The organism is Amycolatopsis sp. NPDC005232, from assembly GCF_040607795.1.
Lineage (GTDB): Bacteria > Actinomycetota > Actinomycetes > Mycobacteriales > Pseudonocardiaceae > Amycolatopsis.
Map to the genome: position 1 here is coordinate 29886 of NZ_JBEXHL010000050.1, position 22098 is coordinate 51983.

The window sequence follows — 22098 nt, forward strand, 5'->3', positions numbered from 1 at the left end:
ACGAACTAGCGCCTGGACGAACTAGCCCAGCTCAGGCCAGGTCAGCAACGTCGAACCCCAGGTCAGCCCCGCCCCGAACGCGGTCAGCAGCACCCGGTGGCCGGGCACCAACGTCCCGTCCTCCACTGCGTCCGCCAAAGCGAGCGGGATCGAGGCGGCGCTGGTGTTGCCGACGCGGTCGATGTTGGCCACCACGGCGTCCGCAGGCAGCCCGAGGTGTTTCGCCGTCGCCTGGAGGATGCGGATGTTCGCCTGGTGGCCCACGAACCGGTCGACGTCGCCGACCATCCAGCCGGCCTGCTCCAGCACGGCGCGCGACGATTCGGCCATGCGCGCGCACGCGTGGCGGAACACCGCCGTGCCCTGCATGACGAGGTGGTGGTCGCGCGGGTCCTCGGAGAAGCGGTGTTTCGAGCCGCCCGCCTCGACCCACAGCAGGTCAGCCAGCTCGCCCTCGCTGTGGAGGTCGAACGGGCCGATCGCACCCGGCTCGTTCGAGTCGCCGGCGCGCAGGACGACCGCGCCCGCGCCGTCGCCGAAGATGGGCACGGTGGCGCGGTCCGTCGGGTCGACCAGCGAGGTGAAGACGTCTGCGCCGATCACCAGCACGCGCTTGGCGATGCCGCCGGCGATGAAGCCCTGCGCGGTGGCCAGGGCGTAGACGAAGCCGCTGCACACGGCGTTCACGTCGAACGCGGCGGCCGTGCCGAGCCCGAGCCGCGCCGCCACCTGGGGCGCGCTGGCGGGGCAGAGCTGGTCGGCGGTGGAGGTGGCGAGCACCACGGCGTCGACGGAGCTGTCGCCGAGCGCTTCGCGGCCCGCGGCGACGGCGAGATCCACTGTGGACTCGCCGGGCGCGGCCATGCGGCGCTCGCGGATGCCGGTGCGCGTGCGGATCCACTCGTCGGAGGTGTCGAGGGTCTGCGCGATCTCGTCGTTGGTCACGACCCGTTCGGGCAGCGCGCGGCCGAGAGCGGTCACGACAGCGGTACGACCAGGTGGGAACCCGACAGGACTCACAGTTATTACCTTCCCGGCCGGTGGGCGGCGGTTCCACCGGCTCGCTCCACTTCTATGGGCTACCCCTGGGTAGACCGGTCAGTTGTGGTGCACGTCACTAATCCTCCTCTTTCACGTTCGCTCGATAGGAGGTATTGGGCAGACCCGTTCTTGATCAGTGGGTGAGCCTCGGTAAAGACGAAGCGTCGAGTCGGTGCACCCGGTTAGCCTGAAGCGTGCTCACTCCCGACCTCGACCGGCTGGACCTCGCCATCCTCGCCTGCCTGCAGGCCGACTCGCGCACGATCGCCGAGGTCATCGGCGCGAAGGTGGGTCTCTCGGCCGCCGCCGTGCAGCGCCGCATCAAGCGCCTGCGCGAGACGGGCGTGATCGAGAAGGAGGTCGCCGTGCTGTCCCCCGGCGCCCTCGGGCTGTCGATGACGTTCGTCGTCATGGTGGAGATGGAGCGGGAGAATCTGGCCGTGCTGGACGCGTTCCGCCGGCAGGTGCTGGGCGACGACTGCGTGCAGCAGTGTTACTACGTCACGGGCACGGCGGATTTCGTGTTGATCGTGACCTGCCCCGACATGGCGGGGTTCGAGGCGTTCACGCGGCGGATGTTCTTCGACAACCCCAACGTCCGGCACTTCACCACGAGCGTGGCCATGGACCGGGTCAAGGTCGGGCTCACGCTTCCACTGGACTGAACCCCACAGAAAGCCCTGGAAAAGCCACGGTCTACATCGGACCGTGACACTTCCGTGACCCTGCACGAAAGTCCCCCACCCCCTGCCCTCCCGGGTGACGGATGGTCAGCGGTCGAACGCAAGGGGTATGTGGTCCGTGTTACGCCACTGAGGACGGATGCAGCCGATCGCGTGAATGGCGGGAAACCGGCGTCACGAGAGCCGAAGCTGATCATCTCCTTGCCGACCAGTTCGCAGGGCGCGAACCACCGGAGGAAACCCCCAGGAGCAGCCGTGCACACCGACGCCGTACACCAGACCCAGTTCGTGTTGCTGAACGAGAGCACCACGCCGGTGCTGTCCCGCTTGTCCTACCACTGCGCGGAGCCGTTCGCGGTCACCGTGGCGTTCCGGACCGAGCGCGGCCGGTGGATCGAGTGGACGTTCGCACGTGACCTGCTCGTGACCGGGCTCGAGGAGCCGTCCGGACTGGGCGACGTGCGCATCCGCCCCGACCTGTCCCAGGACCCGGCGATGCTCACGCTGGAGATCGAGTCACCCGACGGGTACGCGTCGTTCGAACTGGAGCGCGAGGACGTCGAGACGTTCCTGGAGTCCTCCTACGAACTGGTTCCGCTCGGCACCGAGAGCGAAAACTTCGACATCGACGGGCTGATCGAGGAAATCAGCAACGTCTGACCCCCCAGACTGCCGATCCCGCGGCGGTATAGGAAGAAGGGCGGCTCGAGTGCTCTGGAGGCACTCGATCCGCCCTTCTTCTGTTCGCGGGAAAATCAGCCGCGCACGAGCGTCGTGCCGGTCGCCGAGAGGGCGCTGAGGATCGGGTAGAAGTACGTGTTCACGGTGTCACCGCCGGAAAGCAGGCCCTGCGCCTGGTTGCCGGAGATGAACGAGCCGCCCGAGTCGCCGTGGTCGGACCGGGCGTTGGTGAGCACCATGCCGCTGACGGTGCCCTCGGGGTAGCGCACGGTCTGGTTCTTGGCGCGGATCGTGCCGCAGGTCCAGCCCGTGGTGGAGCCCGACTTGCAGACGGACGCGCCCACGGCCGCGGCCGTCGAGCCCGTCACGCGGGTGCCGTTGTTGATCTGGCCGACCGGGGTCCAGTTGCTGTTGACTCGTGCGTACGCGTAGTCGCTGCCCGGGAAGCGGTAGGTCGAGAACGAGCCCATGGACACGCGGTTGTAGCCGGTCAGCGGGCCCGCACCGGTGAGCGCGGCGCAGTGGCCGGCCGTGAGGAAGCCGCCGTTCACGGAGAAGCCGACGGAGCAGCGCGACGAACCGCCGATGTAGTACGCGTCACCGCCGAGCACGTTGTAGTGCAGCTGCGGCTTGGCTGCGGTCTCCGTGACCTCCAGCGAGGAAGTGTCCACACCGGACTGGCGGGCGAACTTCTCCGCCGCCGCCCGCTGTCCCTTGAGGACGGTGATCGTCACGCGGTTCGACGCCGGGTCCACGCCCCACGCCGTGACCGACTGCGGCGCCGTCTTCTCACCCGCATTGAGCTTGGCCACGCTGGAGTCGAGCTGACGCTCACTGAAGCGCACGACCTGCGCCTCCGCGCCCGCCGCGCGCACCTTCTCCACGAGCGAAGCGTCGGTCACGCCGACGCGCGCCTTGCCCGTGTCCGCGTCGTAGCTCGCGCCGCCGAAGCTGTCGCCGAGCGCGGTTTCCAGCGCCTGGCCCACCTTCGTGGCGGAGTCCTCGGCGGCGAGCCGGGCGATTGCCTGGTCGTGGGTGAGACCGAGGTCGCGCTGCATCGCCGGCACCATGTCGGGGTTCAACAAGGTGGCACCCGCGACCGGGCTCGTGACCGCGGCCATCGTGCCCGCCGTCGCGGCGGCGACGGCGGCGATACCGAGGAATCTGATGATCTTCATGCTTCCTCCCTCGTGATTACGCGCGGCACCGGTGCGGCCACGCGGCGCATCCCTTCCCCCGGGATGAGAGCGTGCAGCGTGGTCCAATCCACTGCAATAAGGGCTCGGCGGGGATAGGTATACGCAATCCCCTTGGCCGAACGCCCTGCTCCAGACGCCGTATCGGCACCATTTTCTCTCGCGGCACCGTCCATAAGTAGGGATTCCGGCAACTACTTTGCGTAGCTCTTTCAGCGGCCAGAACGTGTTATGCGCCCCTGGAACGTGGGGATGCCCGAGGTTTCGTACGCATGGTGATCCTGCGCCGAAGATCCGTCTGCCAACCGGTGACGCTGTGTACGCAGACGTGTGAGCCGGGTGCCGAGACGCAGGTCGTCGGCTGGTTTACGGGTGGCTGAACGCTGCTTAGGCTCCCGACGAAACGGACAAGCGTGCAGGGAGGTCGACATGTCGCAGGCCGTCCCCCGTCCGACGTCGGTCACCGTACGCACCGGGCCGACGGCTTTCGCGGGCCGGGACCAGGAGCTCACCGCGGTGGCCGAGGTACTCACCCACCGACCGGCCGCCGTGCTCGTGGAGGGTGACCCGGGGATGGGTCGCTCGCGCCTGCTGGCCGAGCTGGCGCGACGGCCCGAATTCTCCGATGGCCGCGTGCTGCGTGGGATTTGCCAGCCGTTGCGCGAGCCGTTCCCGTACGGGCCGGTGCTGGAGGCGTTGCACGCGGTGGGCGAGCGTCCGCTGGGACCGCTGAGCCCCGTGGCCGGCGTGCTGCGGCCACTGCTGCCGGAGCTGGCCGACCGGCTGCCGCCGACGCCCGAGCCGCTGGACGACCCGAGCGCGCAGCGGCACCGCGTGTTCCGCGCCGTGCGGGAGCTATTTGTCGCATGTGGACCGACGATCCTGCTGGTCGACGACCTGCAGTGGGCCGACGAGGGCACGTGCGACCTGATGCGGTTCCTCGCCGTCGACCTGCCGCCCGAGCTGGCCGTGGTGGCCGCTTATCGCACGGGCGCGCAGCCGTGGCCGGGGCCGTTGGGCGCGCCGGTGCGGGCGGCGCCGAGTGTCCACACGGCACGCGTCGCGCTCGGGCCGCTCGACGTCGCGGCGGTGCGGGCGATGGCCGTGCACGTGCTCGAACTGCCGCGTGTGAGTGACGAGTTCGCGGCGAAGCTGCACGAGTGCACGGGCGGGATCCCGTTCGTGGTCGAGGAAACGTTGCGGGCCTTGCGGAACGTGCCGTTGCCGGCGAGTGAGGGACTGTCGGATCGGCTGCTGGAGAACCTGGAGGTGCCGGCGCCGTTGCGGGAGTCCGTGACGGAGCGGCTGGCCGCGTTGCCCGCGGAGGCGGCGCAGCTGACGCGGGCCGCGGCAGTGCTGTCGGTGCCTGCGGAGCCGGCGACGCTGGCCGAGGTGGCGGGGCTCGGTGAGGAGTCGCTGCGGGCGGCGCTACTGGCCGCGTTGGCCGGGGGTTTGGTGGCTGAGCTGGGTGAGAACCGGTACGGCTTCCGGCATCCACTGGCGCGCAAGGCCGTGTACGACACGGTGAGCGGCCCGGAGCGGACGTTGCTGCACACGGAATCGATGCGGGTGCTGGGCGCGTTGCCGTCGCCGCCTTCGTTGTTGCTGGCTCAGCACGCGTATGCGGCCGGGCGCACGGAGAAATGGCTTCGTTATGCGGAAGCGGCAGCCGACGAGGCCATCGTCCACGGCGAGACCTCGCGCGCGATCGACCTGTTGCAGGCCGTGCTGCCGGCCTCTGACGACGTCGGACGGCTCGCCACGAAGCTGAGCCAGGTGGCGCTGCGCGGCTTTCGCCCGGACGTGATCGAGACGTTGGAACGCGTGTTGGAGGACCGGCCGCTGCCGCCGACCGTGCGCGGGACGATCCGGCTGTCGCTCGGCATGCTGCTGGTGCGCACGATCGGACGGCTGGAACGCGGGCGCGAGGAGGTGGAGCGTGCCGTCGCCGAGCTCGTGGACCGGCCGGAGCTGGCCGCGCGCGGCATCAACCTGCTGGCGCAACCCGTCGACGGGCTCACTCCCCTTTCGTGGCACGAAGGCTGGACGCGGCGGGCGCGAGAAGTCCATTCCGGACTGACGGACCCGGAGCTGCGGCTGGCGCTGACCGTCGACCGGATCACCAACGCTTCGCACATCGGCGACGGTTCGGTGTGGGCGGAGTTCGAGGCGCTGCCGGACGTCGGCGACAGCGTGGCCGAGCGCGTGCAGCTCGCGCGGCTGTGGTGCAACCTGGCCGACGCGCAGTCGTGGGCCGGGCGCCTCGATCGGGCCACCCGGCTCGTCGAGGAGGGCGCGCGGCGCGCTTCGGACGCGGGGGCGCTGTACGCGATCGGCCTGATCCAGGGCACACACGCGCGGCTGGCGTGGTTCCGCGGCGAGTGGGACGGGCTCGCGGAGACGGCGGAGGACGTGCGCTCGCGGTACCCGGAGCTGGGGCCCATCGTGATGGAGACTTCGCTGGTGCTCGGCGGTTTGGCGGCGGTTCGGGGCGAATTCGCTGTGGCTGCTGAACATTTGGCGCGTGCATCGGTTCCCGCTGACGGACCGATCCCCGTGGTGCTTTCGGCCGCTTCGGTGCAGATCGGGATCCTGTTGGCGGGCGACGACGTGGCGGGTGCTTGCGCCGTCGCCGACGTCGCCGTCGATGCGGCGCGACGCAAGGGCGTCTGGGTGTGGGCGGCGTCCCTGGTGCCCGCGGCGGCCGAGGCATTCGCGCGCGCGGGCCGCTGGTCGGACGCCGACGCGTTCGTCGAGGAGTTCGCGCGCGGCATCACCGGCCGCGACGCACCCCTGGCCGTGGCCGCGTTGTCCGCGGGCCGCGCGGTGTTGACGGGCGCCCGCGGCAAACACCTAGCGGCGGCCGCGGGCTTCGACGCCGCAGCCGCCGCGTACGCCCGTTTGCCGATGCCGTACCTGGCGACGTCGATGGTCGAGCGCGCCGCCTGCCTGCGCCTGCTGGCGGGCCAACGCCCGGCCGTCGACGCGCTGTCCGCCGCGGGCCGCGCGTACGAACGCCTCGGCGCCACGCGTGACGCCGGCCGCTGCCACCACCTGCTCCGCGAGCACGGCGCGTGGGCCCCTTCGCAACGCGGCCGCCGCGGCTACGGCCGCGAGCTGTCCCCGCGCGAACGCGAGGTCGCCCGCATGCTCGCCGAGGGCCGCACGAACCGCGAGATCGCCGACGGGCTGTTCCTGTCGCCGCGCACGGTGGAACAACACGTCGCGAAGGTGCTGCGCAAGCTGGGCGCACGGGGGCGGGCGGACGTCGGCCGCCACCTCCCGTCGGGAGACGCGGCGGTTTCGTGACAGGGTGCTTGGATGGCACCCATCGAACTGGCCCTCGGCGACCTCACCGAACAACACGTCGACGCCATCGTCAACGCCGCCAACTCCTCCCTCCTCGGCGGCGGCGGAGTCGACGGCGCCATCCACCGCAAGGGCGGCCCGGAGATCCTGGCCGAATGCCGTGCCTTGCGCGCCGGCCACTACGGGAAGGGGCTCCGCACGGGCCGGGCCGTGGCCACTACCGCGGGCCGGCTGCCTGCCCGTTGGGTTGTTCACACGGTGGGGCCGGTGTGGTCTTCTTCGGAAGACCGCTCGTCTTGGCTGGTGGACTGCCACCGCAACTCACTGGCGGTGGCTGCTTCACTCGGCGCCCGGACGGTCGCGTTTCCGGCCATCTCGACGGGTGTGTATCGGTGGCCGCTCGAGGATGCGGCGCGGATCGCGGTGTCGACGGTTCGGGATGCGGATACGTCGGCGTTCGATTTTGTGCGGTTTGTGTTGTTCGATCAGCGGGCGTATGACGCGTTCGCGGCGGAGCTGTAGCAGCATGCGCGCAACCGCCTTACCGTGACGCACGTGAACTCAGGTGAGGCCGGCGCCCTGCCGGCGTGGCGGAGGGCGACCGCCGGGGAGACGCGGTGGCCGGCCGCCGGAGTGGTGGTGGGGACGCTCGCGTTGCAGTTGGCGTTGCCGGACAGGGTGGTGTTGAGGCCGTGGTGGCTGTTGCCCGCGGTGTCGGTGCTGTTGCTCGTCGCGTTGTTGTTGATCAATCCCGGGCGGATGGGCGAGTTCAGCAGGGTCGAGCGGATCGTGTCGCTGGTGCTGCTGGCGCTGGTGAGCGCGACCACGGCGGCGTCGGCGGTGCGGCTGGTGCTGGGGATCGTGCAGGGGTCGTTCAGCGGGCACGCGCCGCAGGTGCTGGTGAGTGGCGCGATCGTGTACTGGACGAACATCGTCGTCTTCTCGCTCTGGTACTGGGAGTTCGACCGCGGCGGACCGGCGCGTCGGGCGAAGGGGCGGGCAGAGTTCCCCGACCTGCAGTTCCCTCAGATGGACAGCCCCGAGCTCACCAGCCAGGACTGGGAGCCGCGCTACGCCGACTACCTGTACCTCTCCTTCACCAACTCCACGGCTTTCAGCCCCACTGACGTCATGCCGCTGCGGATCTGGGCGAAGCTGACGATGATGGTGCAGGCCGGGGTGTCGCTGCTGCTCGCGGTGATGGTGTTTGCCTGGGCGGTCGGAGCGCTGCAGGGATAAGCATTCGCGCGACACGGGCCCAACCAGGTATACACCGAGCATGCCCGAACCCCCGTACTACGCGGTGATCTTCACGTCCCGCCGCACCGAAGGCGACCACGGCTACGCCGAGCGCACCGCCCGGATGTCGGCGCTCGCGGCGGAGCAGGACGGCTACCTGGGCGAGGAGTCGGCGCGCGACGAGTCGGGCCTCGGGATCACGGTGTCGTACTGGCGGGACGAAGAAGCCATCGCCGGGTGGCGCGAGAACCTCGAGCACACCGAGAGCCGCCGACGGGGCCGCGCGGAGTGGTACGAGGAGTTCGAAGTGCGGGTGGCCCGCGTCGAGCGGTCGTACGGCTTCACGCGCTGACGTCCGGTCCGCGAAGCACCGAGCCCCGCGGACCGGACCGAACGCTAGTGCCGCGTCATCGTGAAGCTCTGGCCGTCCGAGCCGATGGCGCCCGGGCTGAAGGTGGCGGAGCCGCGGTCGTCCGCGTCGAGGCCTTCGGGGCTGGTCGACGCGAGGCTCTGCCCGTTGAACTTCACGCCGCTGAACGAGATCCCGCCCGAGATCGTCGGGTACGAGTCCGTCGGCGACTCGATGATCGCCTCGGCCGAGGAGTGCTTGGAGGTCAACGTCTTGCTGATCGTCTTCGACCAGCCCTTGGTGGTGTCGCTGATGTCCAGCTTGTAGGTGTTCGTCCCGCTGCGCGTGACCGTCGCGGAGATGTGGTCACCGGCGCTGACCGGGGCGGACGAGGACGAGTAGTACACCGGCGCCGCCGGGTACATCTCGTACCAGGCCTGGTAGACGGGGCGGCCGCTGGAGCAGTCCGTGGCCACGCCCGTCTGCTCCACAGTGGACGATCCGTCACCGTCGATGCCGACCCACGGGGCGAACAGGTCGTTGCTGGACCGGCAGGTCACCGACGGTTCCGTCCAGCTCGCGGTCGCGGTCGTGAAGCTGCCGAAGCTCACGTAGCCGCCCCAGTTGCCGCCCGAGAAGCTCTGGCCGTGGAACGAGCCGAACGACGGCGTGCTGACCGTCGCGACGCCGGCCGCGGCCGCGATGCTCGCCGCGGCGGCCGCCGTGACGGCCAGCACCCGCGCGGTCCGTGAGGAGAGGGGGGAGTTCATGCGGATCCAATCTGATCACCGATGGGGACTCGGGGTGTTACAGGCGGTGCGCACCGGTAACAAGTGTTGGATCCGCGTGAGCAGGTGGGTAGCTACTTTCGAAGGGTATTCACATCTCGGGAAAACTTCACCAATATGTCCCGAATTTCCCTTCTGTACGCCGAAGTCCGTGACGGCCGCCCCGGGAAGGCGAGGCGGCCGCCACGGTGTGCCCGTCCTCCGCGCGGAAGGACGGACACGGGTGGACTACCGCGCCGAGCGCGTGAGCGCGGCGTCCACGAACTGGGTGGTGTAGGTCTTCGAGAGGTCGATCTGGTCCTTCTTCGGCTTCACGTTGCTCGACGACGCGCCGAGCACGTTGAGCACGTTCCGCGCCCCGGCCGGATCCATGCGGCCGTCGGCGGTGAACATCGGCAGGCTGTCCTCCAGCGACTTCACGTACAACGCCTTGTCCCCGCCCGCGAACGACGGCGGCATCACGTCGGCGACCTGCTCCGCCGTGTGGTTCTTCAACCACCGCAACGAATCCACGTACGCGTTGGCCAGCTTCTGCACGATGTCCGGGTAGCGCTTCACGATCTCGCAGCTCATGTAGAGCGAGCTGGCCGGGTACAGCCCGCCGAGCGCGGCGCGCGTGCCCTCGACCGTGCGCATGTCGTAGAGGATCTTGGCCTGGCCGGTGTTGGTGAGCTGCGCGATCGTCGGGTCCGTGGTCATGCCCGCGTCGATGGAACCCTGCTGCATGGCGGAAATGAACGTCTGGCCGGCGCCGACCTTCACCGGCGTGTAGTCCTTGCCGTCCACACCGCCGCGGCTCGCGAGCGCCTTGGTGAGGAAGTCCGTGGACGAACCCAGCGACGTCACGCCGAGGTTCTTGCCGCGGAAGTCCTTTCCGGACTGGATTTCCGGCGCCTTGGCGGACGCGACCATCTCGGCCTCACCCGGAACGTTCGAGAACTGCACCACGCTCGTGAGGCACTGCTCCTTGGCCTGAAGATCGATCGTGTGGTCGTAGAACCCGACCACGGCCTGCACCTCGCCGGCCAGCAACGACGTCTCCGCGTTCGCGCCCGACGGCTGGTCGAACAGCTCGACGTCGAGGCCCTGCTTCTCGTACTCGCCGAGCTGCTGGGCGAGCTGGCCCGGCAGGTAGATGACCTTGGAGATGCCGCCGATCATGATCTTCAGGTGCGGTTTGCCGCCGTTGCCGAGGTCGATCTGGCGCGAATCGCGGCAGGCCGTGACGCCGGCGAGGGTGAGCAGAGCGGCGCCGACCGCGAGTGTCCTTTTCAGACGCATCAGATCACCGCGCCGGCCTGGGTGGTGATCTGCGGCCGCCAGCGCAGCAGCCGCGACTCGGCCGTGCCGATACCCCATTCCGCCAGCAGGGCGACGACGGTGACGATCAGCATGCCCGCGTAGACACCGGCGGTGTCGAAGGTGCCCTGCGCATTGGCGATCAGGAAGCCCATGCCGGCCTTCGCGCCGGTGTACTCGCCCACGACCGCGCCGATCAGCGCGAACCCGAACGCCACGTGCAGCGACGACAGGATCCACGACGTCGCGCTCGGCAGCACGATCGAGCGCAGCACGGCCCAGCGCGACGCGCCGAGGATGCGCGCGTTGTCGATCAGGTTGCGGTCCACCTCGCGAGCACCGGTGAAGGCGTTGAAGAACACCGCGAAGAACACGAGCACCACGACCGTCGCGACCTTCGACGACATGCCGAGGCCGAACCAGATCACGAACAACGCGGCGAGCACGATGCGCGGCAAAGCGTTGGCGGCCTTGATGAACGGCGCCAGCACGTCGGCGAGATACTGGCTGCGGCCCAGCACCACGCCGAACACCACGCCGAGGATCGCGCCGAGTACGAACCCGAGCACGGCTTCCTCCACCGTCACCAGGATCTGGTACCAGATGGAGCCGAAATCGGTGCCGGTCGTGAACCACTCCACGAGCCGTTCCCAGATCTTCGACGGCATCGAGTAGAAGAACGGGTCGATCCAGTAGCGGCCCGCGAGTTCCCAGCTGCCGAGCCACACCACGACGATCGCCAGGCGGAGCAACCAGATGTTGCGCCGGCGCGCGTTGGTCTTGAGCTTCTGGCGCGCGATGAGGCTCGCTTCGTCTTCGATCCGCGGGTTCGGGTTCGACGGCGGGACGATCAGATCAAGCGACACTGGTCGCCCCCTTCTGGCGGGCCTTGTCGACCTCGCCGCGCAGCGATTCCCAGATATCGGAGTAGATCGAGCGGAACTCTTCAGTGAGGCGCAGGTCCTCGACCTTGCGCGGACGTTCCAGCGGGATCTCGAAGACGTCCTTCACCGTCGCCGGGCTCGTGGTCAGGACCACGACCTTGTCGGCGAGCGCGATGGCCTCGTCGAGGTCGTGCGTCACGAAGATCACGGCGGCGCCGGAACCGGACCACAGGCGCAGCAGCTCGTCCTGCATCAACGCGCGGGTCTGCACGTCGAGCGCCGAGAACGGCTCGTCCATCAGGAGGATCTTCGGGTCGGTGACCAGCGTCTGCGCCAGGGCGACGCGCTTGCGCATGCCGCCGGAAAGCTGGTGGGGGTAGTACTTCTCGAAGCCTTCGAGCCCGACGCGGCCGATCCAGTCACGGGCCTTCTCGCGAGCGTCCGCTTTGGACACTCCGCGGAAGCGCGGGCCGGACGCGACGTTGTCCAGCACCGAACGCCACGGCATCACGGCGTCGGTCTGGAACATGTAGCCCACACCGTCCGGAATGGACTTCACCTCGGCGCCGTTCACGCGGACGCTGCCGGCCGAGGCCGGCTGCAGGCCGCTGACCAGGGATAACGTGGTCGACTTTCCGCAGCCGGTGGGACCGACGACCGCGACGAACTCGCCCGGCTGCACGGTCATGGTCAGGTCGCGGACCGCGGTGTGGACGGATCCGGAGCCGCTGGGGAACCTTTTGGTCGCGTGCTCGAGTTCGATGAGGGGTGGCGCCATCGTGGTGACTCCTTCGTCACGGTGGGGACTGCGACGGAGGTTAAGAGCGCATCAAGAGCCCGGGAAGCTTGTCGACGTTCTGCGTGCGCTCTGCTCGTTCTCCACGTTTTGCTCATTTCGCGCACGGCCCTGAGCTGGGGGTATGTTGCCTGGCATGCCGAAGTGGGCGTTGTTCGAACGCATGCGGTTCACCCGCCAGGTCCTGCTGCTGCAGATCGGGGTGGTGGTGCTGGTGGTAGGGCTCGGCGTCGCTCTCGTGAGCTGGCAGCTGCGGTCGACGTTGACGGAGCAATACGGCGAGCGGGCGCTGGCGGTCGCGAAGTCGGTGGCGGTGGACCCCGTGGTGGTGGAGGGTGCGGCGGCGCGGCGGCAAGGTGGGGTGCTGGAGGCGCACGCTGCCGCGGTGTCGAAGGTCAATGGCGCACTGTTCGTGGTGGTCACGGACGACCGCGGCATCCGCCTTGCACACCCGACGCCGACCGAGATCGGCGACAAGGTCAGCACTTCGGCAGCGGAAGCGTTGGCGGGCAACGATGTCATCAGCGAGTTCGACGGCGGCACGCTCGGGCCTTCCGTGCGGAGCAAGACGCCGATCTGGCAAGGGAAACGAGTGGTCGGCGAGGTCAGCGTCGGCTACCAGGTCGGCAAGCTGACCGAGGACTTCAACCGGCTGCTGCTGATCACGCTGGCGTTCGCGGCGGGCGCGCTGCTGCTCGGCGCCGGCGCGTCCGCACTGCTCAACCGCCGGCTGCGCCGCGTGACCCACGGCCTCGAACCGCACGAGCTGACCGAGCTGCTCTACGAACGCGAAGCCGTGCTGCACGGGATCGGCGAGGGGATGCTGGCCGTCGACGGGTCACGCCGGGTGTCGGTGCGCAACGACGAAGCCGAGCGGCTGCTCGGGATCGACCTGCCGGTGGGGGCCACTTTGGACGAGCTGGACCTGTCGCCGCGGGTGCGCAAGGCCGTGGCCGATGGGCAGCCCGTGGACAATCTCCTTGCGGTGGCCGGAAACCGCGTGCTGGTGATGAACTCACGCGCAGTGCAGCGGGACGACCGGGCGCTCGGGACCGTGCTGACGTTCCGCGACCGCACCGACCTCGACACGCTCAGCCGCGAGCTCGACGGCATCCGCTCACTGTCCGATGGCCTGCGCGCGCAGCGGCACGAGTTCGCGAACCGGCTGCACACGTTGTCGGGGCTGTTGCAGCTCGGACACCACGCCGAGGCCGAGGAGTACCTGCAGACGCTGACCGAGACGACGTCCGCGCGCTCGGCGCCGCTGGGTGGAGACGCCGTGCGCGACCCGTACCTGCAGGCGTTGCTGGTGGCGAAGTCCGAGCAGGGGCTGGAAAAGGGCGTGGAGCTGAAGCTGGCGGACGACTCGTTCGTGCGCGGTTCGGTGACCGACCCCGTTGCGACCGGGACCGTGATCGGCAACCTCGTGGACAACGCTCTGCACGCCGCCCGCATGGGCCCGCGCCGGCCGGCGACGGTGGAGGTCGGGCTGTTCGCGGAGGGCTCGGCGCTGCACGTGTCCGTTGTGGACAGTGGGCTCGGCGTGCCGGATTCGTTGCGTGACACACTCTTCGACGAAGGCGTCTCGACGAAACTCACGCCCGGCCACGGGCTGGGGCTCGCCCTCGCGCGGCAGGCGGCCCGCGTTCGCGGCGGGGACGTCTGGCTCGCCGACGCCGGCGGCGAGGCGGCGGGCGCGCTGTTCGTCGCGAAACTGCCTGATCTGCTCGTGGAGGCTCTTTCATGATTCGCACGCTCATCGTCGACGACGACTTCCGGGTGGCGGGCGTCCACGCGGGGTTCGTGGCGGAGGTGCCGGGCTTCACCGTCGCGGGCATCGCGCACACTGCCGCGGAGGCGCGCGCCCGCGTGCGCGAACTGACGCCGGACCTCGTGCTGCTCGACGTCTACCTGCCCGACGAGCCCGGCCTCTCCGTGCTGCCGGACCTCGCGACGGACACCATCGTCCTCTCCGCCGCGACCGACGCGGCGTCCATCACCGCCGCCATCCGCGCCGGCGCCCTGAACTACCTGATCAAGCCCTTCACGACGCGCCAGCTGGCCGAGCGGCTCACCGCGTACGCCCGCTTCCGCACCCAGGTGACCACCGACCGCCCCTTCACCCAGGACGACGTCGACCGCGCCTACCGCGCACTGCACGACCAGGACCGCGCGACCACCCCGAAGGGCCAGTCCAGCGCGACGGCCCGGCTCGTGTCGGAGCAGCTACGGACGTCGGGCGCTCCGCTGTCGGCGGCGGAGATCGCCGGCGAACTGGGCATGGCGCGCGCCACGGCCCAGCGCTACCTCACCGCCCTGGCCGACTCGGGCGCGGTGGAAATGCGCCTCCGCTACGGGGCGACCGGACGCCCGGAACACGAGTACGTCTGGATCGGCTGACCCTGGCCGGGCTGAAAGAACCGCTGGTCAGCGACGTGACATCCGGTCCGCCAAGTCGATCCACGGCTGCCACTGCGACATGTACTCGTCGAACTGCGTGGCGGCCGGTGACTTGGCCGGAGTGGACTTCGTGTCAGAGCGGAGGTCGTCGTCGTCCGGGGTGGATGTGGGGCGGTGGTCGGAGCCGCCGGCGGAGGTGCGGGGGGTGGTGGGGCGGCTGGCAACGTGCTGCTTCGCGGGCGTGGCGGCCTTGTGGTCGGGGACCGGGACGTACACGGTCACCGGGGCGGCCGGGGGCGCGGCGGCGGCAGGCGTCGAGGCGGGAGCCGGAAGCGGAGGGGCCTGGGCGACGAGCTCGCGCTGGTCGGTCGGCACGGCGACGTCGTCGGTGGTGGTGCGGCCGGTGAAGGAGCCCGAGAACAGGCCGCCGGCGAACCAGCCGAGGGCGAGCAGGGTCAGGGCGGCGGTACCGGCGCCCCAGCCGCGCGTGCGGCGTCGGGCGACGACGCGCGGGCGCGGCGCGAGAGGCGCGAGCACGGTGGCGCTGGCCCCGTCGCCGGCGATGGGCAGGAGGGCGGGCACCACGGAGATCGGCTGGGTGTCCTCCGGACTGCGGCGCCTGCGCGGCACGCTCGCCGCGAGGATGCCGGTGCGGTCGAGCAGCTCATCGGCGGGCGAGGTGGCGCGTCGCTCGGCGGTGCGCAGCATGGAAGGTACCTCCGGGGTACGGGCACTCGGATGGACGTCAGCATTCTGGTGCATTTCCGACGGGTTTGTCAGAAAGGCAACTCCATTGGGTGACGGTGACTTTCCGGGGCAACCGAACTCCCGCACGTCGGACGCGATTCAGTCCTTCCCCATCCGTTTGAAGCCGAGCCGCGCCATAGTCGCGAGCGGCCGCTGATACGCCGATCCGAGCAAGCGCGGGATGGCGTCGATGACGTACGCGTCGGGTCCGATGAGGATCCTGGCGGACCGCCGTTCCACCCCGCGGATGATCGTTTCGGCGGCTTTCTTCGGTGTGGTCAGCGCAATTTTCTCGAAGCCCGCCGCCGCGGCCTCCTGATCGCCGTCGTTGCCGCCGCGCGCGTGGCGGGCGATGTTGGTCTTGATGCCCCCCGGGTGCACGCAGCTCACGGCCACCGGATGACGCGCCGCGAGCATTTCTTCGCGCAACGCCTCGGTGAATCCGCGAACGGCGAACTTGGCCGCATTGTAAGCACTCTGAGTGGGCACTCCGACGAATCCGAACACGCTCGAAATGTTCACGAGGTGTCCATCGCCGGAGCCGATGAGGTGCGGCAGGAACGCCTTGGTCCCGTTCACGACGCCGCCGAGGTTGATCCCCATCAGCCAGTCGTAGTCCTCGAACGTCATGTCCTCCACCGTGGCGCCCAACGCGACGCCGGCGTTGTTGACCACGACGTTGACCCGGCCGAACGCATTGGCCACCTCGTCCGCGTGCGCCAGTACGGCGGCGCGGTCGGAGACGTCGAGCGAGTAGCCCCGCACGTCCGCACCTTGCGCCTTCGCCGCCTCGACCGTGCTCTCCAGGCCCCCGGCGTCCACATCGGACAGTGCCAGCCGCGCGCCGCGCAGGCCCAGCCCGAGCGCGAGCGCGCGGCCGATGCCCGAGCCCGCTCCGGTGATGACCGCGACCTTGTCGGTGAACTCCTTCATCGCCGCTCCCCTCGTCCGGTGCTCCAGGTTTTGGATACTAGTGGCGGGAGCGATCTTCGGGAGGATGGATGCGGCGGGCACGGGTGGTGCTCGCGCTGGGCGCGGTGGTGGTGCTCGGCGCGACGGGGACCGTCATGGCCGTCGCCGGGCACCGTGCGTCACCAGCGCAAACGCCCGCGCGGCCCGGCAACGCGGCCGTCGGCGCGCTGTTCGTCAACGGCTCCCACTACTGCACCGCGAGCGTCGTCCACAGCGACCGCGGCGACGAGCTGCTCACCGCCGCCCACTGCCTCCACGACGGCGCGGGCGGCACGTACTTCACCGGCGTCACCTTCGCGCCCGGCTTCCACGACGGCGTGGCTCCGTTCGGCTTCTGGGACGTCGGCGACGAGCTCGTGGCGCAGGGCTGGGCCGACGAGTCCGACCCGGACCTCGACGTCGGCTTCGCCACCGCCCACCAGGCCGGCGCGAGTGGATCGCTCGAGACCGTGACGGGCGCGAACCGTCTCGGCGCGAACGGTCCGTTCGCGCGATCCGTGACGGTCACCGGCTACCCCGACGGCTCCGACGTCCCCACCGTCTGCAGCACGACTACCTCGAAGGAGGACACGTTCCAGCTGCGCGTGGACTGCTCGGGCTTCGCCACCGGCACCAGCGGCGGCCCGTTCGTGGCCGACGCCGACCCACGCACGAAGCTCGGCACCGTCATCGGCGTGATCGGCGGCTTCGAGACAGGCGGCGATACCGACGACGTGTCGTACTCCAGCTACTTCGACGACGACGTCACCGCGCTGTACCGGCAAGCCACCTCGCGCCGGTGAGCGCCGATGGCGGATGATGCGGCGTATGAGCGAGCCCGTGCGTGACGTGCCCATCACCGGCGAACCGATCCGGCTCGGCCAGTTCCTGAAGCTGGCCGGCCTCGCCGAGGACGGCGGCCACGCCAAGGACCTCATCGAGAACGAAGCGGTCACCGTGAACGACGAGGTCGAGACCCGCCGCGGCCGCCAGCTCTCCGACGGCGACGTGGTGGCCGTCGGTGGCGACCGCGGACGGGTGACGCTCGCGCGCTAACCCATGCTGGTCAGCGGCGGTAGCCCGAGCCCGAGCGCCAGCGAATCGAGCTGCCGCCGCACCGGGGCGCTGAGCGGCACGCCCAGCGCCCGGCACTGTTCGAGGTACTGGGCTTCGCGCCAGCCGGGGTAGCGGATCGGCGTGCCGCCTTCCCAGCCGAGCATGCTGCCGAACAACGCGCTGGCCGCGCGGTAGAAGCCGTCGGCGCTGCGCAGCGTGGTGGGCGCGATGGCGAGCACGAGCAGGCCCGTGTCGTTCTCGTGGTCGGCGACGCCGGAGAGCACGCCCGCCAGCACGTCCACGAGCAGCGCGAAGCCCGCGAACTGCGGGTTGCGCGAGGCGTCGCCCAGGTCGACGTCGAGGACGAACTCCGGGTACGCGCCGGCGGGCGCGGCCATGCCGAGCGGGTGGCCGGCACCGACCTCGCCGGCGGCCATCACCAGGCCGATCATCCCGTGGGGCAACGCGCGCGCCGCGTGGTGCCCGACGCGGCCGAACGGCCCGACGCCCCGCATCGAAATCAGCCCGACGCCGAAGCGCCCGGCCCGCGTGACGGCGCGGTCCATCGCGTCGCCTACGGCCCACAGGCCGGTGGCGCGCCGGTAGTCGATGAGCGCGGCGGCACCGCGGTCGGCGATCAGCAACGGCTCGGCGCGCGCCGCGACCTCACCGTTTTCCAGAGCGGGCAGGTGAATTCGCAGCAGCTCCACGACGCCGGTGTCGGGCGAACCCGTGAGATCGCCGTGGCACAAGGCTTCCGCGGCCATGCGCGCGCGATCGTCGGGAAAATCATGTGCCACAAGGATCAGGGAAACGAGCGTGACCAGTTCATCGGCGGGCACGCGCTGCCAGACCTGTTCGGGAATCGGTGTGTCTTCAGGGACTTCTTGAACGACGGCGGAGCGGGCGGGACGCAGCGAACGTGGTCTGAGGGGCACTTCATCGAGACTGCCCAAGCGCGTCTGGCGGCGTCAACGAGGATGGCCCGACAGTGTGATGAGGGCTCCCGAAGGGACGTACCCTGTCACGCATGTGCCGAAACATCACGACGCTGCGCGGGCTCCAACCGTCCGCGACAACCGAAGAGATCGAAGCGGCAGCACGCCAGTACGTCCGCAAGGTGACCGGCGTGCAGTCGCTTTCGGACGCCACGCGCGACCCGTTCGAGGCGGCGGTGGCGGAAATCGCGGCGATCACCGCGCGGTTGCTGGACGAGCTCCCGGACCGCCGTCAGCCCCCGGCGACCGTGCCGCCGCTCCGCCGGCCGGAAGTGCGGGCGCGGATGGCGTTGAAGGAACTGAAGAAGCCCTGACGCCGCCTGGAAATGCTTGAGGCGTTCGCGGCGCGACCTGGGGGTCCGCCGGAGTGACAGGTTCAGGGTCGGGCTCGGGGACGTTCCCGATCCGCGCCGACCGGCTGTCTCCCTAGCGTCGGCGGCATGCGTAAAAGATCCCTGATCGCCGTTTTCACCGCCGCACTGTGCTTGCTCGGCTCCGTCCCCGCGACGGCCGCGCCGCGGCTGCACCTGCCCGTGCCGAGCGGGCGTCACGCCGTCGGCACGCAGGACCGCTACCTTGTGGACCGGAAGCGCGAAGAGCCGTGGACCGGCGGGCCGCGCGAGCTGATGATCACGCTCACCTACCCGGCGCTGCCCGGCGGCCGGCCGGCGCCGTACCTGCCCGACGGCATCGCCGCGGCCGTGAACGCGCAGGCCCACGCCGCCCTCGGCGCCGGCCCGTTCGACTTCGGCTTCACCACGCCCGCCCGCGCGGGCGCGACGATGCTGCCCGGCCGGCACCCGGTGCTCCTCTACTCCCCCGGCGCGCAGAGCTCGCGCCTGCTCGGCACCGTGCTGGTCGAGCAGCTGGCCAGCGAGGGCTACGTCGTGATCAGCCTCGACCACACGCACGACGCGCTCGCGGTGGACCTGCCGGGCGGACGCGTCGAACCGAGCACGCTGCCGCCTTCATCGGAAGCGGTGAACCGGAAGCTCATCGCCACCCGAGTGGCCGACGTGGAGTTCGTGCTGGACCGGCTGGGGCTCGACCGCCTCGGCATGTTCGGCCACTCCGCCGGCGGCTTCACCGCGGCCGAGGTCATGGCCGCCGACCCGCGCGTGGTGGCCGGCGCGAACCTCGACGGCAGCATGGTCTTCAACGCGGCCGAGGGCCGGTTCGGCCGAGCCGCGACCGAGGGGCTGGACCGGCCGTTCCTGCTGATGAGCGCGGGTGACCACAGCAGCGTGACCGATCCGTCTTGGACTTCGTTCGTCAGCCATCAGCGCGGGCCGCTCGTCGACCTCCACGAGCCGGCGGGCGAGCACGGCTCGTTCACGGACTACCAGGCGTGGCTGCCGCAACTCGGCGCTGACCCGGCGAAGGTGCGCGCCGTGATCGGCGACGTGGACCCGGAGACCATGCTGCGCAAGGAAAAAGCCGCCCTCAGCGGCTTTTTCGACGCGCACTTGCGGAAGCGGAGGGATTTGAACCCCCGGTAGGTTTCCCTACGGACGCTTTCAAGGCGTCTGCATTCGGCCGCTCTGCCACGCTTCCCTGTCGGTCAGGGTATCGCGCCGGTTGTCCAGGTCGTCCAGGTGTTCGAGGACGCGGCCGAAGACCGCGCCGACCGTGGACTGTTCCTCCGGGGTGAGCAGGTCGATGAGGTGCTCGCGGGCGCCGCGCACGTGGGTGGGCGCGGCGGCGTCGAGCAGGGCCTGGCCGGCGCCGGTGAGCTCGGTGATGACGCCGCGCTTGTCGTCCGGGTCGGGGCAGCGCCGGACAAGGCCGCCGACCTCCAGCTTGCTGATCTGGTGCGACAGGCGGCTCTTCGTGGAGCCCAGCTGGTAGGCGAGCTCGGACATCCGGACGCGCTTGTCGGGGTAGATGGCGAGGCAGACGAGCACCTCGTAGTCGGCGAGCGAAACACCGTGGGCCTCGGTGAGCTCGCGGTGCAGGCGCTGGCGCAGCCGGAGCGAGGCGACGATGTACATCTGCCACGCGTGCTGCTCGACGCCGGTCAGCCAGCGCACGGCCTGCTCGTCGGTCATCGCAAAAGGGTAGAAGGCGGGCCGACGCGCCGCGCGTCCCGGCATCAGGTCGAGACCCAACCGAGGAGTCAGGTGAAAAATTCGGGAACCTTCCCCTGAAGGTGGGTTACGAAACGGTTGAGAATTGAGCCGAAAAAGCGCATCCTTCTTGTCAACGGATGGGCTGATCAGGTATCAGACGGGCCGTCAGGGCACCGCCGGACCGACCTCCCACCGGGAAGGCCAGGTGGTTGCATGGCAGGTGATTCCCGCGGTTGACCGCCCGCTGTGTCCCCGCGGCCGGCACGGCCTGAATACGGACCGGTCGCGACTGTGAACAGCACGAGTGGGCATCTACGGTGCGCTCGGCATTCTTCTCGCGCATCCGGCGTCGATCTGGCGTTGTTCTCTCCTCGCGGCCTCGGCACCGCGACGGCTCCGCCGGACGCCGGCCCGGCCGGTGGCCAACCGCCGTCAACAGAAGAACCTCGGTAGTTCCTGGGTGCGGTCCGCAGCGCATGGGCCGCACCCAGGCTTGTGTCCGGGGTACGGCCCGCAGCACGGCTTGTGTCCGGCTCGCCCGTTACGCTGCCGCTGTGCAATTCGACGACGACGCGGGGCTGGACACCTCGGAGGTCCAGGACCTCCGCGGCAGCGGTGGTGGCGGCGGCGGCATCGGCGGCCGCGTGGCGATCGGGGGTGGCGGGATCGGGGTGGTGGGCCTGATCATCTACTTCCTGATCTCGCAGTTCGGCGGGGCGAGCCTCGGAACCAACAGCGCGTCGAGCGGGCTGGGCCTCGACAACGTCGGCTCCGGCCAGCAGCTGGAGAGCACCACGCTCTCGCAGAAGTGCCACACCGGCGCGGACGCGAACCGCGACCACGACTGCGCGATCGTCGCGATCATCAACTCCGTGCAGGACTACTGGTCGCAGGAGTTCGCGCGCAGCGGCCAGACCTACCGCAAGGCGCCGACGCGCTTCTTCACCGGCGGCGTGCGCACGGGCTGCGGCAGCGCGACGTCGGACACGGGCCCGTTCTACTGCCCGGCCGACTCCGATGTGTACATCGACCTCTCGTTCTTCGACGAGCTCAAGACCCGCTTCGGCGCGCAGGGCGGGCTGTTCACGGAGGCGTACGTGCTGGCCCACGAATACGGCCACCACGTGCAGAACCTCACCGGCACGTCGAAGCGCGGCACCGGCACCGGGCCGACGTCGGGCTCCGTCCGGCTGGAGCTGCAGGCCGACTGCTACGCCGGCGTCTGGGCGAACCACGCCTCGACGACGCCGACGGAATCCGGCAAACCGCTGGTGCAGAACATCACTCAGGACGACATCACCAGCGCCCTCGACACGGCGTCGCGCATCGGCGACGACTACATCCAGACGAAGCTCGGCAGCGGGCAGGCGGACCCGTCGAGCTTCACCCACGGGACCTCGGCGCAGCGGGAGAAGTGGTTCACCACCGGCTTCACCTCGGGGCAGCCGGCGCGCTGCAACACGTTCAGCACCAACAACCTGGGCTGACCCGCACAAAAACACGCCCCCAATGTGGCGTTGGTTGCGTCCAACGCACCCAATGTGGCGTTGGGGTGGTGAAGGCCAAAGAAACCCCACATTGGGGTGTTTGGGAACAAAACGGGCGCCCGGTG

At 69.9% G+C, this 22098-nt stretch carries 23 protein-coding genes and 1 tRNA gene; 13 read left to right on the forward strand and 11 right to left on the reverse strand.

Features of this window, described 5'->3' with window-relative positions; translation table 11 throughout:
• Positions 1 to 21: 21 nt before the first annotated feature.
• Positions 22 to 981: a beta-ketoacyl-ACP synthase III gene (locus tag ABZU76_RS47385; protein ID WP_354883763.1), complete on the reverse strand. Its 960-nt coding sequence runs from the start codon at positions 979 to 981 to the stop codon at positions 22 to 24.
• Positions 982 to 1235: 254 nt separating this feature from the next.
• On the opposite strand from ABZU76_RS47385, the gene ABZU76_RS47390 reads away from it, so the two are divergent.
• Together ABZU76_RS47390 and ABZU76_RS47395 are read left to right on the forward strand one after the other, a co-directional pair.
• A complete protein-coding gene (locus ABZU76_RS47390) occupies positions 1236 to 1706 on the forward strand; it encodes an Lrp/AsnC family transcriptional regulator (protein WP_220245668.1) in 471 nt (156 codons plus the stop codon).
• 273 nt (positions 1707 to 1979) lie between these two features.
• The gene (locus ABZU76_RS47395) at positions 1980 to 2384 is read left to right on the forward strand and encodes an SsgA family sporulation/cell division regulator (protein WP_220245667.1); all 405 of its coding nucleotides are present in this window, start codon (positions 1980 to 1982) and stop codon (positions 2382 to 2384) included.
• Positions 2385 to 2479: 95 nt separating this feature from the next.
• Here ABZU76_RS47395 and ABZU76_RS47400 read toward each other — a convergent pair whose 3' ends face one another.
• Positions 2480 to 3583: a S1 family peptidase gene (locus ABZU76_RS47400; protein ID WP_354883768.1), complete on the reverse strand. Its 1104-nt coding sequence runs from the start codon at positions 3581 to 3583 to the stop codon at positions 2480 to 2482.
• A 447-nt stretch (positions 3584 to 4030) separates the two neighbouring features.
• Here ABZU76_RS47400 and ABZU76_RS47405 point away from each other — a divergent pair, with 447 nt between their 5' ends.
• The 4 genes from ABZU76_RS47405 to ABZU76_RS47420 all read left to right on the forward strand — a co-directional run bounded on the left by ABZU76_RS47405 (position 4031) and on the right by ABZU76_RS47420 (position 8501).
• Positions 4031 to 6910, forward strand: coding sequence for an AAA family ATPase (locus tag ABZU76_RS47405; RefSeq protein ID WP_354883771.1), 2880 nt, complete (start codon positions 4031 to 4033; stop codon positions 6908 to 6910).
• 12 nt (positions 6911 to 6922) lie between these two features.
• Positions 6923 to 7432, forward strand: a complete 510-nt coding sequence (locus tag ABZU76_RS47410) for an O-acetyl-ADP-ribose deacetylase (RefSeq protein WP_354883774.1) — start codon at positions 6923 to 6925, stop codon at positions 7430 to 7432.
• A 111-nt stretch (positions 7433 to 7543) separates the two neighbouring features.
• Positions 7544 to 8149, forward strand: a complete 606-nt coding sequence (locus ABZU76_RS47415; protein WP_354883808.1) for a hypothetical protein — start codon at positions 7544 to 7546, stop codon at positions 8147 to 8149.
• A 40-nt stretch (positions 8150 to 8189) separates the two neighbouring features.
• Positions 8190 to 8501: an antibiotic biosynthesis monooxygenase gene (locus ABZU76_RS47420; RefSeq protein ID WP_354883777.1), complete on the forward strand. Its 312-nt coding sequence runs from the start codon at positions 8190 to 8192 to the stop codon at positions 8499 to 8501.
• Between the two features lie 44 nt (positions 8502 to 8545).
• Here the strand turns inward: ABZU76_RS47420 and ABZU76_RS47425 are convergent, their stop codons facing one another.
• The 4 genes from ABZU76_RS47425 to ABZU76_RS47440 all read right to left on the reverse strand — a co-directional run bounded on the left by ABZU76_RS47425 (position 8546) and on the right by ABZU76_RS47440 (position 12247).
• Positions 8546 to 9268: a G1 family glutamic endopeptidase gene (locus tag ABZU76_RS47425; protein ID WP_354883780.1), complete on the reverse strand. Its 723-nt coding sequence runs from the start codon at positions 9266 to 9268 to the stop codon at positions 8546 to 8548.
• Between the two features lie 246 nt (positions 9269 to 9514).
• Positions 9515 to 10567 (reverse strand): ABC transporter substrate-binding protein, encoded by a 1053-nt coding sequence (locus ABZU76_RS47430; RefSeq protein ID WP_354883783.1) that lies wholly within the window; start codon positions 10565 to 10567, stop codon positions 9515 to 9517.
• Positions 10567 to 11451 carry an ABC transporter permease gene (locus ABZU76_RS47435; RefSeq protein ID WP_354883786.1) on the reverse strand — a complete coding sequence of 295 codons (885 nt, stop codon included), beginning with the start codon at positions 11449 to 11451 and terminating at the stop codon, positions 10567 to 10569. The genes ABZU76_RS47430 and ABZU76_RS47435 overlap by 1 nt, the downstream gene beginning before the upstream one ends.
• Positions 11441 to 12247: an ABC transporter ATP-binding protein gene (locus ABZU76_RS47440; RefSeq protein WP_220245659.1), complete on the reverse strand. Its 807-nt coding sequence runs from the start codon at positions 12245 to 12247 to the stop codon at positions 11441 to 11443. Before ABZU76_RS47440 ends, ABZU76_RS47435 begins: the two co-directional genes overlap by 11 nt.
• A gap of 181 nt (positions 12248 to 12428) precedes the next feature.
• Here ABZU76_RS47440 and ABZU76_RS47445 point away from each other — a divergent pair, with 181 nt between their 5' ends.
• Positions 12429 to 14012, forward strand: a complete 1584-nt coding sequence (locus tag ABZU76_RS47445) for a sensor histidine kinase (protein ID WP_354883811.1) — start codon at positions 12429 to 12431, stop codon at positions 14010 to 14012.
• Complete coding sequence (locus ABZU76_RS47450) at positions 14009 to 14665, forward strand: response regulator (protein ID WP_220245658.1); 657 nt, start codon at positions 14009 to 14011, stop codon at positions 14663 to 14665. Before ABZU76_RS47445 ends, ABZU76_RS47450 begins: the two co-directional genes overlap by 4 nt.
• Positions 14666 to 14692: 27 nt before the next feature.
• Here the strand turns inward: ABZU76_RS47450 and ABZU76_RS47455 are convergent, their stop codons facing one another.
• Together ABZU76_RS47455 and ABZU76_RS47460 are read right to left on the reverse strand one after the other, a co-directional pair.
• On the reverse strand, positions 14693 to 15373 hold the full coding sequence (locus ABZU76_RS47455) for a hypothetical protein (RefSeq protein WP_354883790.1): 681 nt from the start codon (positions 15371 to 15373) through the stop codon (positions 14693 to 14695).
• Between the two features lie 138 nt (positions 15374 to 15511).
• The gene (locus ABZU76_RS47460) at positions 15512 to 16345 is read right to left on the reverse strand and encodes an SDR family NAD(P)-dependent oxidoreductase (RefSeq protein WP_354883814.1); all 834 of its coding nucleotides are present in this window, start codon (positions 16343 to 16345) and stop codon (positions 15512 to 15514) included.
• Between the two features lie 68 nt (positions 16346 to 16413).
• Between ABZU76_RS47460 and ABZU76_RS47465 the strand changes: the two genes are divergently transcribed.
• Together ABZU76_RS47465 and ABZU76_RS47470 are read left to right on the forward strand one after the other, a co-directional pair.
• The gene (locus ABZU76_RS47465; protein WP_354883793.1) at positions 16414 to 17166 is read left to right on the forward strand and encodes a serine protease; all 753 of its coding nucleotides are present in this window, start codon (positions 16414 to 16416) and stop codon (positions 17164 to 17166) included.
• A gap of 25 nt (positions 17167 to 17191) precedes the next feature.
• Positions 17192 to 17419: an RNA-binding S4 domain-containing protein gene (locus tag ABZU76_RS47470; protein ID WP_354883796.1), complete on the forward strand. Its 228-nt coding sequence runs from the start codon at positions 17192 to 17194 to the stop codon at positions 17417 to 17419.
• Here the strand turns inward: ABZU76_RS47470 and ABZU76_RS47475 are convergent.
• The gene (locus ABZU76_RS47475) at positions 17416 to 18357 is read right to left on the reverse strand and encodes an Ldh family oxidoreductase (protein WP_354883799.1); all 942 of its coding nucleotides are present in this window, start codon (positions 18355 to 18357) and stop codon (positions 17416 to 17418) included. The genes ABZU76_RS47470 and ABZU76_RS47475 overlap by 4 nt on opposite strands.
• 92 nt (positions 18358 to 18449) lie before the next feature.
• On the opposite strand from ABZU76_RS47475, the gene ABZU76_RS47480 reads away from it, so the two are divergent.
• On the forward strand, positions 18450 to 18731 hold the full coding sequence (locus ABZU76_RS47480) for a DUF2277 domain-containing protein (RefSeq protein WP_220245653.1): 282 nt from the start codon (positions 18450 to 18452) through the stop codon (positions 18729 to 18731).
• A gap of 126 nt (positions 18732 to 18857) precedes the next feature.
• Complete coding sequence (locus tag ABZU76_RS47485; RefSeq protein ID WP_354883802.1) at positions 18858 to 19916, forward strand: alpha/beta fold hydrolase; 1059 nt, start codon at positions 18858 to 18860, stop codon at positions 19914 to 19916.
• Here ABZU76_RS47485 and ABZU76_RS47490 read toward each other — a convergent pair.
• Both ABZU76_RS47490 and ABZU76_RS47495 read right to left on the reverse strand, forming a co-directional pair.
• Positions 19887 to 19971, reverse strand: a tRNA-Ser gene (locus ABZU76_RS47490). The two genes, ABZU76_RS47485 and ABZU76_RS47490, sit on opposite strands and share 30 nt — an antisense overlap.
• Positions 19935 to 20465: a MarR family transcriptional regulator gene (locus ABZU76_RS47495; RefSeq protein ID WP_220245651.1), complete on the reverse strand. Its 531-nt coding sequence runs from the start codon at positions 20463 to 20465 to the stop codon at positions 19935 to 19937. Before ABZU76_RS47495 ends, ABZU76_RS47490 begins: the two co-directional genes overlap by 37 nt.
• Positions 20466 to 21040: 575 nt before the next feature.
• On the opposite strand from ABZU76_RS47495, the gene ABZU76_RS47500 reads away from it, so the two are divergent.
• The gene (locus tag ABZU76_RS47500; protein ID WP_354883805.1) at positions 21041 to 21973 is read left to right on the forward strand and encodes a neutral zinc metallopeptidase; all 933 of its coding nucleotides are present in this window, start codon (positions 21041 to 21043) and stop codon (positions 21971 to 21973) included.
• Positions 21974 to 22098: the final 125 nt, after the last annotated feature.